Origin of the sequence: Streptomyces longisporus, assembly GCF_039532765.1 — a bacterium.
GTDB classification, from domain to species: domain Bacteria; phylum Actinomycetota; class Actinomycetes; order Streptomycetales; family Streptomycetaceae; genus Streptomyces; species Streptomyces longisporus.
In genome coordinates, this window is sequence record NZ_BAAASG010000005.1 from 195,602 (window position 1) to 208,037 (window position 12,436).

12 protein-coding genes are annotated in these 12,436 nt (G+C 71.3%); 6 read left to right on the forward strand and 6 right to left on the reverse strand.

Translation table 11 applies throughout. From position 1 onward, the window contains the following. The first annotated feature begins 169 nt into the window (after nt 1-169). Together ABD355_RS09165 and ABD355_RS09170 are read left to right on the forward strand one after the other, a co-directional pair. Nucleotides 170-355: a hypothetical protein gene (locus ABD355_RS09165; RefSeq protein ID WP_181922421.1), complete on the forward strand. Its 186-nt coding sequence runs from the start codon at nt 170-172 to the stop codon at nt 353-355. A 97-nt stretch (nt 356-452) separates the two neighbouring features. After that, nucleotides 453-833: a hypothetical protein gene (locus ABD355_RS09170; protein WP_344399638.1), complete on the forward strand. Its 381-nt coding sequence runs from the start codon at nt 453-455 to the stop codon at nt 831-833. Between the two features lie 10 nt (nt 834-843). On the opposite strand, the gene ABD355_RS09175 is transcribed toward ABD355_RS09170, so the two are convergent. Together ABD355_RS09175 and ABD355_RS09180 are read right to left on the reverse strand one after the other, a co-directional pair. Next, on the reverse strand, nt 844-2,487 hold the full coding sequence (locus ABD355_RS09175; protein WP_344399639.1) for a DNA repair helicase XPB: 1,644 nt from the start codon (nt 2,485-2,487) through the stop codon (nt 844-846). A 798-nt stretch (nt 2,488-3,285) separates the two neighbouring features. Beyond that, entirely contained in the window at nt 3,286-5,811 is a 2,526-nt protein-coding gene (locus ABD355_RS09180; protein WP_344399640.1) for a helicase-associated domain-containing protein, read from the reverse strand. A 311-nt stretch (nt 5,812-6,122) separates the two neighbouring features. Between ABD355_RS09180 and ABD355_RS09185 the strand changes: the two genes are divergently transcribed. The 3 genes from ABD355_RS09185 to ABD355_RS09195 all read left to right on the forward strand — a co-directional run bounded on the left by ABD355_RS09185 (nt 6,123) and on the right by ABD355_RS09195 (nt 9,511). Next, nucleotides 6,123-7,727, forward strand: coding sequence for a PstS family phosphate ABC transporter substrate-binding protein (locus tag ABD355_RS09185; protein ID WP_344399641.1), 1,605 nt, complete (start codon nt 6,123-6,125; stop codon nt 7,725-7,727). A 72-nt stretch (nt 7,728-7,799) separates the two neighbouring features. Then, entirely contained in the window at nt 7,800-8,771 is a 972-nt protein-coding gene (locus ABD355_RS09190) for a hypothetical protein (RefSeq protein ID WP_344399642.1), read from the forward strand. Between the two features lie 104 nt (nt 8,772-8,875). Then, a complete protein-coding gene (locus tag ABD355_RS09195; protein ID WP_344399643.1) occupies nt 8,876-9,511 on the forward strand; it encodes an HAD family hydrolase in 636 nt (211 codons plus the stop codon). Here the strand turns inward: ABD355_RS09195 and ABD355_RS09200 are convergent. Beyond that, entirely contained in the window at nt 9,490-9,738 is a 249-nt protein-coding gene (locus ABD355_RS09200; RefSeq protein ID WP_030941140.1) for a hypothetical protein, read from the reverse strand. The two genes, ABD355_RS09195 and ABD355_RS09200, sit on opposite strands and share 22 nt — an antisense overlap. A 164-nt stretch (nt 9,739-9,902) precedes the next feature. On the opposite strand from ABD355_RS09200, the gene ABD355_RS09205 reads away from it, so the two are divergent. After that, entirely contained in the window at nt 9,903-10,286 is a 384-nt protein-coding gene (locus ABD355_RS09205) for a cold-shock protein (RefSeq protein WP_344399644.1), read from the forward strand. 83 nt (nt 10,287-10,369) lie between these two features. Here ABD355_RS09205 and ABD355_RS09210 read toward each other — a convergent pair whose 3' ends face one another. Genes ABD355_RS09210 through ABD355_RS09220 form a run of 3 tightly spaced genes read right to left on the reverse strand, consistent with a single transcriptional unit; the run spans nt 10,370 to nt 12,409 of the window. Next, a complete protein-coding gene (locus tag ABD355_RS09210) occupies nt 10,370-11,233 on the reverse strand; it encodes a 1,4-dihydroxy-6-naphtoate synthase (protein ID WP_344399645.1) in 864 nt (287 codons plus the stop codon). Further along, the gene (locus tag ABD355_RS09215) at nt 11,223-11,891 is read right to left on the reverse strand and encodes a futalosine hydrolase (RefSeq protein ID WP_344399647.1); all 669 of its coding nucleotides are present in this window, start codon (nt 11,889-11,891) and stop codon (nt 11,223-11,225) included. The genes ABD355_RS09210 and ABD355_RS09215 overlap by 11 nt, the downstream gene beginning before the upstream one ends. Before the next feature lie 29 nt (nt 11,892-11,920). Beyond that, the gene (locus ABD355_RS09220; protein ID WP_344399648.1) at nt 11,921-12,409 is read right to left on the reverse strand and encodes a DUF2771 domain-containing protein; all 489 of its coding nucleotides are present in this window, start codon (nt 12,407-12,409) and stop codon (nt 11,921-11,923) included. Nucleotides 12,410-12,436 lie beyond the last annotated feature (27 nt).

Here is a 12,436-nt window from a genome sequence, read left to right on the forward strand (position 1 = left end):
CGGTTTTTCCACGCCCTGTCCACCATCAGCCCTCTCCTTCCGGGTCCCCTAGGGGATGTCCCCGTCATACCAGGGAGGGACGGCCGCGACCGGAGTCGTACGCGGCGACGAAGGAGGTTCGGTCCGCAGGCCGATGCTCCCTTTATGCCTGCCGATCCACCATGGATACATGAGCGCAGCAACCATCACCCCAGGCCCCGGCAGGCCGGGTCCGCCCGGCGCCACCCCCGTCCTCGGCAGCCACCGCCACCGCCTCGGCGACGCCCTGCGCGCCCTGAAGGTGTTCGCGGGTGCCGCCTTCGACGTGGTCATCCTCGGCGAGTACGGCGAGGAAGCGGGCGTACGCCGTAAGTAGCCGGCGCCGACCGGGCCCCGGCATGAGTACGCGATCAGCCGCCGGATGAGTACCCGCACCGGTGCCCCCGCCCTTGCCGGGCCGCTTCACTGCCCGTATGACGACGCAGCACACCGTGGCTCAGCCCACGAGCCCCTCCGGCACCACAGAGCCGGACCGCCGGGCCTGGGTGGCACCCCTCGTCGCGACGGTGCTCCTGATGTTCCTCGGCCCCGCCGCCCTCTTCTTCGGCGGTCTCTCCGCGATGGCGACCGACGCCTGCGGCCCCGACCACTGCTCTGCAGCGCTCGACTCCCGGCTGTCCGTGATCTACGGCACGCTCTCCTACGGCACCCTGCCCACGCTCGCTGCCCTGTTCACCGCCTGGGCGCTTCCCTGGCGGCTGCGCTGGCTCCCCTGGCGCGCAGGGGCTGCGGTCGCCTCGCTGCTGCCGTCGCTGTTCGTCCTGCTGATGGTGTTCACGCTGCCCGCGCCCTGACCGGCTCGGCTCAGCCCTCGGCCAGGAGCTCGTCCGCGTCCACGATCCGGTACGCGTAGCCCTGTTCGGCCAGGAAGCGCTGGCGGTGGGCGGCGAAGTCCTGGTCGATGGTGTCGCGGGCGACGACCGAGTAGAAGTGCGCCTGGTGGCCGTCGGACTTGGGGCGCAGCACCCGTCCGAGCCGCTGGGCCTCCTCCTGGCGTGACCCGAAGGTGCCCGACACCTGGATGGCGACCGTCGCCTCCGGCAGGTCGATGGAGAAGTTCGCGACCTTGGAGACCACCAGCACGCTGATCTCGCCCTCGCGGAAGGCGTCGAAGAGCTTCTCGCGCTGGGCGTTGGAGGTCTCCCCCTTGATGACGGGCGCGTTCAAGTGCTCGCCCAGCTCGTCGAGTTGGTCGATGTACTGCCCGATGACGAGGATCTGCTGACCCGCGAAACGGCGGACGATCGCCTCGGTGACCTTCCGCTTGGTCTCCGTCGTCGCGCAGTAGCGGTACTTCTCCTCCTGCTCGGCGGTGGCGTAGGCGAGCCGCTCGGAGTCGGTGAGGTTGACCCGGACCTCCACGCAGTCGGCGGGTGCGATGTAGCCCTGCGCCTCGATCTCCTTCCACGGCGCGTCGAACCGCTTCGGACCGATCAGCGAGAACACGTCCGACTCGCGTCCGTCCTCCCGTACGAGGGTCGCCGTCAGACCCAGCCGTCGCCGTGCCTGCAGATCCGCGGTGAACTTGAACACCGGCGCGGGCAGCAGATGCACCTCGTCGTAGACGATCAGCCCCCAGTCGCGGGAGTCGAAGAGCTCCAGGTGCGGGTAGATGCCCTTCCGCCTGGTGGTCAGCACCTGGTACGTGGCGATGGTGACCGGCCGGATCTCCTTGCGCGTGCCGCTGTACTCACCGATCTCGTCCTCGGTGAGACTCGTGCGCTTCACCAGCTCGTGCTTCCACTGCCGCGCCGAGACGGTGTTGGTGACGAGGATCAGGGTCGTCGACTTCGCCTGCGCCATGGACCCGGCGCCGACGAGCGTCTTGCCCGCGCCGCAGGGCAGGACCACGACTCCGCTCCCGCCGTGCCAGAAGTTCTCCACGGCCTGCTTCTGGTACGGGCGCAGCGCCCAGCCGTCCTCGTGCAGCTCGATCGGGTGCGCCTCGCCGTCGACGTATCCCGCGAGGTCCTCGGCGGGCCAGCCCAGCTTCAGCAGCGTCTGCTTGATCTGCCCGCGCTCGGACGGATGCACGGCCACGGTGTCCGGGTCGATCCGCGCCCCGACCAGTGGAGCGATCCGCTTCGAGCGCAGGATCTCCTCCAGCACCGGCCGGTCGGTGGTGGTGAGCACCAGCCCGTGCGCGGGGTGCTTGCTGAGGGTCAGGCGGCCGTACCGGTCCATGGTGTCCGCGACGTCGACCAGCAGCGCGTGCGGCACGGGATACCGGCTGTACTGCACGAGCGCGTCCACGACCTGCTCGGCGTCGTGTCCGGCCGCCCGCGCGTTCCACAGCCCGAGCGGCGTCACCCGGTAGGTGTGGATGTGCTCGGGCGCCCGCTCCAGCTCCGCGAACGCCGCGATGGCCCGGCGGCACTCGTCGGCCTGCTCGTGGTCGACCTCGAGGAGCAGCGTCTTGTCGGACTGGACGATGAGTGGACCATTCACGCGGGGCACCCTTTCCGTGGACCGGACGTCTCGGCCAAACGTCTCGGCCAAACGTCCAGTGTGCCGCATCCACGGATGATCACGGGCGGTCGCGAGGTGGCGGTAACCGCCCGCGGCCGGTCGGGTTCGGTCGTGGTCGTTCGTCTGCGCGCTAGGGAGTTCCTGTGACGCGGTGCAGCGGGTACGGCCGTACGTCGTCCGCTGTGTGGTTGTGGGGCGGTTGCGAAAGCCGCCTTCGAGGGGGGTCGGAGCGGGATCGGGAAATGGCGGTGACCGCCTGTGGCCGGTCGGGTTCGGGCGTGGTTGTTCGCCGCGCGTTCGGGGGCTCCTGTGAGGGGGTGCAGTGGGTACGTTTGTAGGTCGTGCGCTGTGTGGTTGTAGGGCGGTCACGAAAGCCGCCTTCGACGGGGATCGGAGCGGGATCGGGAAATGGCGGTGACCGCCTGTGGCCGGTCGGGTTCGGGCGTGGTTGTTCGCCGCGCGTTCGGGGGCTCCTGTGAGGGGGTGCAGTGGGTACGTTTGTAGGTCGTCCGCTGTGTGGTTGTGGGGCGGTTGCGAAAGCCGCCTTCGAGGGGGGTCGGAGCGGGATCGGGAAATGGCGGTGACCGCCTGGCCGGTCGGGTTCGGGCGTGGTTGTTCGCCGCGCGTTCGGGGGCTCCTGTGAGGGGGTGCAGTGGGTACGTTTGTAGGTCGTCCGCTGTGTGGTTGTGGGGCGGTTGCGAAAGCCGCCTTCGAGGGGGGCGGAGCGGGATCGGGAAATGGCGGTGACCGCCTGTGGCCGGTCGGGTTCGGGCGTGGTCAGTCGTCTGCGAGTTCGGCGACTCCTGTGACGCGGTGCAGTGGGTATGTCCTGACCTCGTCCGCTGTGTGGTCGTAGGCCGTCACGAAGCCGCCCTCGACGCGGATCGGGGCGATGACGCGCTGGCTGGCGGCGCCCTCGGCGTTGACGTAGCCGATCCACAGGGCTTCGCCGGTGAGGACGGCGGCCTGCATGGTGGCGAGGGTCTCGGCGGGGGTGGTGCGGGGGAGGTCGCCGGTCGGCGACGTCGACGGGGTCTGCTTGCGCGGGGCCGTGGAGGCCAGGTCGCCGGCCCGGATCGCGCGGATCGCCGCCGCCAGGAGCGTGGCGTCGGGGGTGGGCGGGCCGTCCGGGACCGGCTCGGGGGCGGTGCGCGGCGGGGTGCGGTGGGCGTCGGCGCGGGTGATCAGGACGTCGCCCTCGGCCGACTCGGCGGCCGGTGCGAAGCCCATCGCGCGCAGCCCGTCCAGGAGGGTCGCCGGATCGGCCTGGGTGGCGAGGACGGTGGGCGCGAGGCGGCGCAGCCGCAGGGCCGCGGCGCGCTTGTCGGCCATGATCTCGTTGAGCATCGTGTCGTCGTCGCAGCGGACGTACGCCGAGGCCGCGCCCACCCGCAGATGCCCGTGTTTGCGGGCCACGTCGTCGATCAGATACGTCAGCGGCTGCGGTACGGGCGTGCGGGAGTGGGCGCTCAGGAAGGCGTGCAGGTCGGTGGCCGTGCGGCCCGCGTCCAGAGCGCGCCGTACCGAGCCCGGTGTGAAGCGGTAGACCGTGGCCCCGCCCTTCGACTCCACGTCCGCCAGTACGTCCAGCATGTCGGCCAGCGGGCGCTTCAGCGGGCCGGGGGCGACCGCGGTGAGGTCCGCCTGGAGCAGCACGTGGTCCAGGGGCTCGGGCAGGAGCGGGGCGAGCAGACGGCCGGCCGTGGCGGAGGCGGTGGCCTGTTCGGTGGGGGTCAGGGGCTCGACGACGAGCGGCACGTGGTGGACGGGCAGCTTGTCGCCGGGGCCCTCCTGCGCGGGCTCGGTGTCCTTCGGCGCGGGTGCAGGCGCGGGCGCCCCGAGCAGCGCCCTGCCGTGTGCCGACAGCGCGCCCCGGCCCGTCACGCCCAGCATCTCCGCCTCCGACAGCGCCCAGGTGGCCAGCCGTCCGCGCAGGTCGTCGTTCTGCTGGGGGCCGCGCAGGGGCCGCTCCCAGCGCAGCCGGGCCAGGACGGACTCGGCGGACGGGGAGGCGCCCTCCGGCAGCCCGGCCAGCAGGCTCAGCACCCGGTGCCGTACCTCCGGAGCCGCGGAGCGGTCGAGGCCCGGTCCCAGCGCCGACAAGGTGCGTTCCTTGGCGTCCCGGCCCCCGACGACGCCCGCCGTCCGCGTCGCCGTCAGCCACGACTGCGCCAGCTGGGCCCAGCGCTCGGCGGCCGGCAGCTCCAGCCACTCGTCGTAGGCCGGGGTCGCCGCATACCGCTCGTCGGCCTCCCCGTCGGAGGCCAGCAGCCCGGCCGCGTACGCCAGCTCGACCCAGAAGGCGGCTACGGGCTCGGACACGTCGAGGGCCACGGCGGTGCGCTTGAGGTCGCGCACGCTGAGACCGCCGGCCCGCAGTACCGTGGGCCCGCCCTCGTCCCAGTCCTTCAGCAGTTCCTCCACGGTCGCCAGCGCCGTGTACGCCTGCCCGGCCGCCGTCGCGTCCACAACCTGTGGACGGTGCGCGGCCGTCACCTCCAGGGCGGGCGGCAGCGGCTCGACGGCACGATGCGCACGGCCGCCGCGCAAGTGCAGGGCCACTTCCCGGGGGAGTACGACGGTTCCGGGTGCCGTCGGCAGCAGCAGCCCGCGGTCCAGGAGCCAGCGCAGCCGGGGCGCCGGATCGGCCGTGACCTGCCCGTACGGCGGCCCCCACACCAGACGGTCCAGCACCTCCCGGGACTCCGGGGACGCCTCGGCCAGCAGCGCGGCCATCCGGGCGCGGTCGCCGAACAGGGCGGTGAGGGACGCCACGGCGGAGACCGAGTCGTGCGTCGAGGGCAGCCCGACCGCGGTGACGATCTCCTGGATGCGGCCCGGCGACATACCCGCCGTCGCCTCCTGCACCGTGGGCCCGAGCCCCGTCGGCGACGGGTGCTGCGGCGAGGGCGCGAGCAGCTCACGGGCCGTCCGCACCAGCCGCAGCCGGTCGTCACCGCCCCACACCAGGGCCTGCTCACGCAGGGTCGCCAGGGCACGGGGGAGCGCCGCTGCGACGGCCGGGTCGCCCCCGTCACCGCTCATCAGCCCGAGCAGCTCCTCGTAGCCGGCCGGATCCGCGGCCACCGCCAGCGCCTCGGCCGTCTGCAGCGCGAAACGGTCCAGCCGCTCCAGCGCCCGCACGACCGACGCACGGGTGCCGGCCCGGGTCGCCAGCTGCGTGAGGTCGGTGGGGACGGGCGTGATGAGATCGGGGCGGGCGCGCAGCAGTGCCGCCAGGGAGGCGTCGTCCCTGTTGCGCAGTGCCTCTGCGAGTGAACGCGGAGCGGCCGGGGTGCTCATCCGACCCACGGTAGCGGGTTGCCTCCGGCGGTTGGGCGGAGCAGGTGCGGGTGAGTGGGGCTCGCGGTCCCTGGGGGCTCCGCCCCCAGACCCCCGTCGGCCCTTAAGGGGCCTCGTCCTCAAACGCCGGACGGGCTGAGTTTGGCTAACGGGACGTTTCACAGGTGGCGCCTGGATGAACTTCAGCAGGACGATTGCGGCAATCCTGGCCCCACTCGGCACTCACTGGTCACCCTGGGCTCCCTGTCAACTGCGCGGCAGTTACGGGCGATTGGGCGTTCGGCGGAACACGGGGGAACTGGGGGCCCGGGGTGAACCTCGACTTCGACAAGTGGGTTGCTCTCATCAGCGTCGGCTTTCCTTTCGCGGCGTTCCTGTGGGAGTTCGCCGTCGTCGGCCGCAAGCGGCTCGGCTACCGCGTGCAGATGGACACGCTCGCCGCGGACGCGACCCAGTCGCCGTACGCCGGCGTGCTGCGGGACATGCAGCAGGACGGCCATCACCTGAAGGATCCTTCCTTCGTCCTGCTGCGGATCGAGAACGCCGGGACGGCCCCGATCGAGGAGGGCGACTACCTCACCCCCGACAGCGACCCCTGCGGCATACGCGTCACCTTCCGCGAGCGCCAGGTCGCGGCCCTGGTCGTCACCGAGCTGAGCCAGGACGAACTGCGTGACGCCTTCATCCGGGACAACCAGGCCGTCCCGGGCTTCGGCCACGACAACCACCTGCCCGAACGGCAGGGCGTCATCCGGCTGCCGAAGGTGAAGCTCCCGGTGCGGGCCGAGTACAAGGTGCTCGTGGTGTTGGAGCGCTGGCCCGACGACCAGAGCAGGGAGCCCTTCCCGAAGCCCGTCTTCCGTGGGGCCGTCGGTGGCCGCCGCCGGTGGTTCGACCCGGTGCTCCGGTTCTTCCGCTTCAAGGTCGCCAGGACCGAGAGCCATGTCTTCGCGTCCCGCCCCGCCTGGTTCGGCATCGTCCTGCTGGCGATGGCCGTCATGGTCCAGGCGGGCCTGACCCTCTTCGTACGCGACGAGCCCGCCCCACTGGACTGCGTCGGCGGCACCCTCCACCTCGGCGGCTCCACCGCCTTCGCCCCCGCGGTGAAGGCCGCCGCCGACGAATACGTGAAGCTGTGCGCGGCCAAGGGCGCACACATCCCCGTCGACGGGGGCACCTTCCAGGGCAGCGGGAACGGCGTCGCCGCCCTGGAGAAGACCGGCGATGACGCCGGGATCTCGGGCGAAGAAGGGCTCCGCGACCACATCGCCTTCACCGACGGCCCGACGGAGGGCAACCACCCCCAGATCCTGCCGCGTCCGATCGCGTACACACTGTTCACCCTCGTCGTCAACGAGGACGCCAAGGTCCGCAACCTCTCCCTGCAGCAGGTCCGCGACATCTACGCCAGGAAGATCACCAACTGGTCCGAGGTGGGCGGTGCCGACCTCCCCGTCCACCTCGTCGACCGCTACCGCAACTCCGGCACCCGCAACGCCCTCGAGAAACGCGTGCTCAAGGGCCGGCCCGTCCCCGAGGCCGACGTGAATGACTGCTCCGCCCTGGACCGCAACAAGCCCGGGGTCTGCGAGGCCGACAGCACCGACAACCTGCTGGACCGCACGGCCGCCATCCCGGGCGCCCTCGGCTACAGCGAGGTCAGCAGCGTGACCTCCGGCAGACTCGTCAAGCTCCGCATCGACGACATGCCGCCCACCCTCGACGGCGTCGAGAACGGCACCTACCCGTACTGGCAGACCGAGTACGCCTACACCTACGGCGAACCGCCCGCCGACTCCATCGCCGCCGCCTTCCTGCGCTACCTCACCGACCAGGGCGGCAAGGACGTCCTGCGCCAGTACGGCAACCGCCCCTGCTCGGAAACGAAATACCCGCTGGTGTGCCGACCGACGTGACCCGCGGCCTGCGCTACCGTCGTCACGGGAAGTACCACGGGAAAGCAACGCACCCACCCCAAAGGGGACTTCGTGGGGATCGAGAGTGACAAGGTCGTCTACGAGTATCTGAGCCGCGTCGGCGACGTGGCGCAGCAGCGGCAACTGCCGTCCGCCGCACGCATGCGCCTGGTCTCGGAGCTGCGGGGCGAGATCGACCGCCGCCGGGCGAAGGCCACCGTCGACAGTCCCGCCGCGGTCCGCCGCATCCTGTCCCGGCTCGGCACCCCCGACGAGGTCGTCGCCGCGGCGGGGGGCACCGCCTCGGAACCGCACTCCGCCCCCACCCATGTGCCGGTACAGCGCGACGACGAGCCGGAGGACGGCAGGCGCCTGCCGAAGAGCCTGCGCCGGGCCGTACCGCGCCCGCGCCCCGCCCAGCCGGTCCGGCCCGAGACGGCCGCCCCCTCCCCGCCGCACATGGCGAGCGCCGAGGAACTCGGCAACAGCGCCACCCAGCCCGACTGGTGGCGGGTCGACAGCACCCCCTTCGGCGACACCGTCCCCGGCTTCACCGGCGGCGTTGAGATCCCCGACCTGCTCAGGCCACCGCGCCCGAAGGAACTCGAGAAGGAGCCGCCACCGGCCGTCGAGCAGGCCCCGGAAGCCGGGGAGGACACCGCACCCGAGGCCGCCGCCCCGCGTCGCCGCCTCGCGCTCCCCGCCGGCGGCTGGAGCAACCCGCTCCTCCTGATCGCCGCCGGCCTGCTCGTCGTCGGCGCGATCCTCGGCAACTGGTTCGCCCTGCTGCTCGGCTGGGTCATCGCCTACGCCTCCCGTCGCCTCACCCGCAACGAGTCCAAGTGGGCGGTCATCGGCATGCCCGGCCTCGCCGTCACCGCCGGCCTCATCTGGCTCTGGGGCAGAAACACCGGCCGCTGGGGCACCCCCATACCCCAGGGCCACATGAACGAGGCGATCGCTCAGACCTGGCCGTGGGTGGTCAGGGGCGCGGCCCTGCTGTCGGCCCTCTTCATCACCTGGCGCTCACAAAGGCGCCCCTGAGGGGCGCGGGTCTGTATCGATATGCGGCTCCGCCGCGGGGCGCGACAAGCCCCCCACACACCCGCAGCCGCCACACAACGAATGGGATCGAGTCAGTAGGCACAATGGCCCATATGGCCTACACAACTGCGCCCACCGTCGGCTTCGACCTCGACATGACCCTCATCGACTCCCGCCCAGGCATCCATGCCTGCTACCTCGCACTGTCCGAGCGGACGGGAACGTACATCGACGCCGATCTCGCGATCACCCGGCTGGGACCTCCCCTCGCCGAGGAGCTCATCAACTGGTTTCCCCAGGAGCAACTGGCGGAGATGGCCGACCTGTACAGGTCGATGTACCCCACGATCGCCATCACCGCCACCCCCGCGATGCCCGGCGCCCGCGAGGCCATCGCCGCCGTACAGGCGGCCGGCGGACGCGCCGTCGTCGTGACGGCCAAGTACGAGCCGAACGCCAAGCTGCACCTGGAACACCTCGGCATCCACCCCGACGAGGTCGTCGGCGACCTGTGGGCCGAGCAGAAGGCGGAGGCGCTGCGCGAGCACGGCGCCGGGATCTACGTCGGCGACCACACCGGCGACGTACGCGGCGCGCGCAAGGCCGACGCGCTGTCGGTGGCCGTGGCCACCGGACCGTGCAGCGCGGAGGAACTGAGCACGGCCGGGGCGGACGTCGTCCTCGCGGACCTCACGGAGTTCCCCGGCTGGCTCGCCGACTACCGCCCGGCGCGAGCCTGACGGCGGCCCGCCGCGATCGACCGCAGCACTCCGGCGCCGGCGATCAGGAAGCCGACCCCCATGAGCATGCTCAGTCCGAACATGTACGTCGGAAATGGCTTCGCGTGGAGGAACAGCGGAGCCACAGTGACGAGTGTGGCCAGCGCACCGAGGAAGAACACGATGGCACCGGCACGGATCAGTCGGTCACCGGGCTCGGCGGAATTCGTTTGGGTTTTGTCACGCACCGGACCAGGGTAGTTCCCTGCGCGAAGGAACAACCCGGCGACGTCTTGTCACCGGCCTGAAGACCATTAGCCTTGGTACCGGCGGGTCCCCGACGACCCGCCCGAGTGCTATCAAGAGCCGTTTCCGAAGCAGTTTTCCGACGAGTACGAGGACGAGGACAGACGTGCCTACCGGCAAGGTCAAGTGGTTCAACAGCGAGAAGGGCTTCGGCTTTCTCTCCCGTGACGACGGCGGCGACGTCTTCGTCCATTCCTCGGTCCTCCCCGCCGGAGTCGAGACGCTCAAGCCGGGTCAGCGAGTGGAGTTCGGTGTGGTCGCCGGCCAGCGCGGCGACCAGGCGCTTTCCGTCACCGTCCTGGACCCGACCCCGTCGGTTGCGGCCGCCACCCGCAAGAAGCCGGACGAACTGGCCTCCATCGTGCAGGATCTGACGACCCTCCTGGAGAACATCACCCCGATGCTCGAGAAGGGCCGCTACCCTGACAGGGCTTCCGGCAAGAAGATCGCGGGCCTGCTGCGGGCGGTCGCCGACCAGCTGGACGTATAACCCTCAACAATTCCCGCATCCGCTACGGGAATTCGAGCGCATCCGGGCCGAGGGGCGGCACCAGCCCCTCGGCCCGCCGCTGCTCAGGGAAACGACAGGGCTTCGGGCCCGAGTGCCGGCACGAGACCTTCGGCCGCCGCACGAGTGAGCAGTCCCCGCACGGCCGCGTAGCCGTCCACGCCCAGGTCGTGGGTGAACTCGTTGACGTACAGGCCGATGTGCTGGTCGGCGACGGCCGGGTCCATTTCCTGGGCGTGCTCCATGACGTATGGCCGGGAGACCTCGGGCTCGTCCCAGGCGGCGCGCACGGACGAGCGGATCGACTCGGCGAGCCCCGTCAGCACTTCGGCCCCGAGCGACCGCTTCGCGATGATCGCGCCCAGCGGGATGGGCAGCCCGGTGGTGTCCTCCCAGTGCTCGCCCATGTCGGCGAGCTTGTGCAGGCCGTAGTTCTGGTACGTGAAGCGCGCCTCGTGGATGACGAGCCCCGCGTCGACCTTCCCGTCCCGCACGGCGGGCATGATCTCGTGGAACGGCATGACCACGATCTCGCCGACCCCGCCGGGCACCGTGTCGGCGGCCCAGAGCCGGAACAGCAGATACGCCGTCGACTTCTCGCTCGGCACGGCGACGGTACGCCCCGTCAGGTCTCCGGGCCCACGGGTGAGCACCAGCGGCCCGCAGCCCCGCCCCAGCGCACCCCCGCACGGCAGCAGCGCGTACTCGTCGAGGACGTACGGCAGCACGGCGTACGACACCTTCAGGACGTCGAACTCGCCCCGCTCGGCCATGCCGTTGGTGCTGTCGATGTCCGCGAAGGTCACATCCAGCGCGGGTGCGCCGGGGACGCGGCCGTGGGCGAGGGCGTCGAAGACGAAGGTGTCGTTCGGGCAGGGGGAGTACGCGATCTGCAGGGGCTGTGCGGGGTGTACGGGCTCACTGGTCATGCTGGTTCCAACTCTCCAGTACGGGCGCGAGCTTCCCGAAGGCCTCCGTCAGGGCCGCCAGGGCGTCGCCGATGCGCCAGGCGGCGCGGTCGCGCGGGCCGACCGGGTTGGAGACCGCGCGTATCTCCAGCACCGGCACACCGTGCGCGGCGGCCGCCTCGGCCACCCCGAAGCCCTCCATGGCCTCGGCGAGGGCGCGGGGGTGGCGGGCGCGCAGGGCGGCGGCGCGCTCGGCGGTGCCGGTCACGGTGGAGACGGTGAGTACGGTGCCGGTTCGCGCCCCGGTGGCGGCCGCGAGGTCTCGTACGAGTGCATCCGGCGGACGATGGGTGACGGTCCCGAAGCCGAGTTCCGTCACCGGGACGAAGCCCTCGGGCGTCTCGGCGCCCAGGTCGGCCGCGGTGATCTCGTCGGCGACCACGAGGGAGCCGAGCGGGGCCTCGGGCTGGAAACCGCCGGCGATTCCGGCGGAGACCACGAGGTGGTAGGGGGTGCCGCTCAGGGCGGCGGTGGTCAGGGCGGTCGCGGTGGAGGCCGCGGCGAGCGCCGGGCCCACACCTGCGGCGATCACCAGGTGGCCCTCACCCGTGAACGCCCGGGCCACCGCGTCCCGTTCGACGGGTACCGCGGTGGCCACGAGGACACGTACCAAAGACACGAAGGACCCGGCAGGCTCGGCAGGCGGGGTCAGTCGTTCTTCTTGAGCTTGAAGGACCACAGGCCGGTGACCGTGCTGCCGCCCTTCTTGCCGTCGCCCGCCTTGATGGTGACCAGGGTGGAGTTGCCCTGGGCGCCGTACTGGGCGTTGAAGAAGACGCTGCCCGGGATGGTGCGGTAGGTCTTGTTGCTGTCCTCGGTCAGCGGCTGACCGTTCATCAGGATCGTCCACCGCTTGTCGGCGATCTTGGGGTCGACGCCGAAGCGGACGGTGTCGTCGGGGTCGACCTTGATGGACTTGATGTCCGTGTCCTTCAGGCATTTCGCCAGGTCCGCGGTCTGCAGGGCCTTGCTCTCGCCGCCGCAGGTGGCCTCCGAGCTGACGGAGGAGCGGCCGACCGTGATGGTGGACAGCGGCGTCGGCTTGTCGCACGCCGACAGGACGAGCAGTCCGGCGGAAACGGCGCCGGCGGCGGCGACAGCGCGGCGGCGTCGCACAACGGATTGCATCGAGGTCATGGGCGAAGGCTATAGGGCGTGTCCGAC

Excerpts from the sequence above, each read along its gene's own strand:
- ABD355_RS09165 (WP_181922421.1), top strand. The coding sequence starts at position 170 with ATGAGCGCAGCAACCATCACCCCAGGCCCCGGCAGGCCGGGTCCGCCC.
- ABD355_RS09170 (WP_344399638.1), top strand. The coding sequence starts at position 453 with ATGACGACGCAGCACACCGTGGCTCAGCCCACGAGCCCCTCCGGCACC.
- ABD355_RS09180 (WP_344399640.1), bottom strand. The coding sequence starts at position 5,811 with ATGAGCACCCCGGCCGCTCCGCGTTCACTCGCAGAGGCACTGCGCAAC.
- ABD355_RS09195 (WP_344399643.1), top strand. The coding sequence starts at position 8,876 with ATGGCCCATATGGCCTACACAACTGCGCCCACCGTCGGCTTCGACCTC.
- ABD355_RS09210 (WP_344399645.1), bottom strand. The coding sequence starts at position 11,233 with ATGACCAGTGAGCCCGTACACCCCGCACAGCCCCTGCAGATCGCGTAC.
- ABD355_RS09220 (WP_344399648.1), bottom strand. The coding sequence starts at position 12,409 with ATGACCTCGATGCAATCCGTTGTGCGACGCCGCCGCGCTGTCGCCGCC.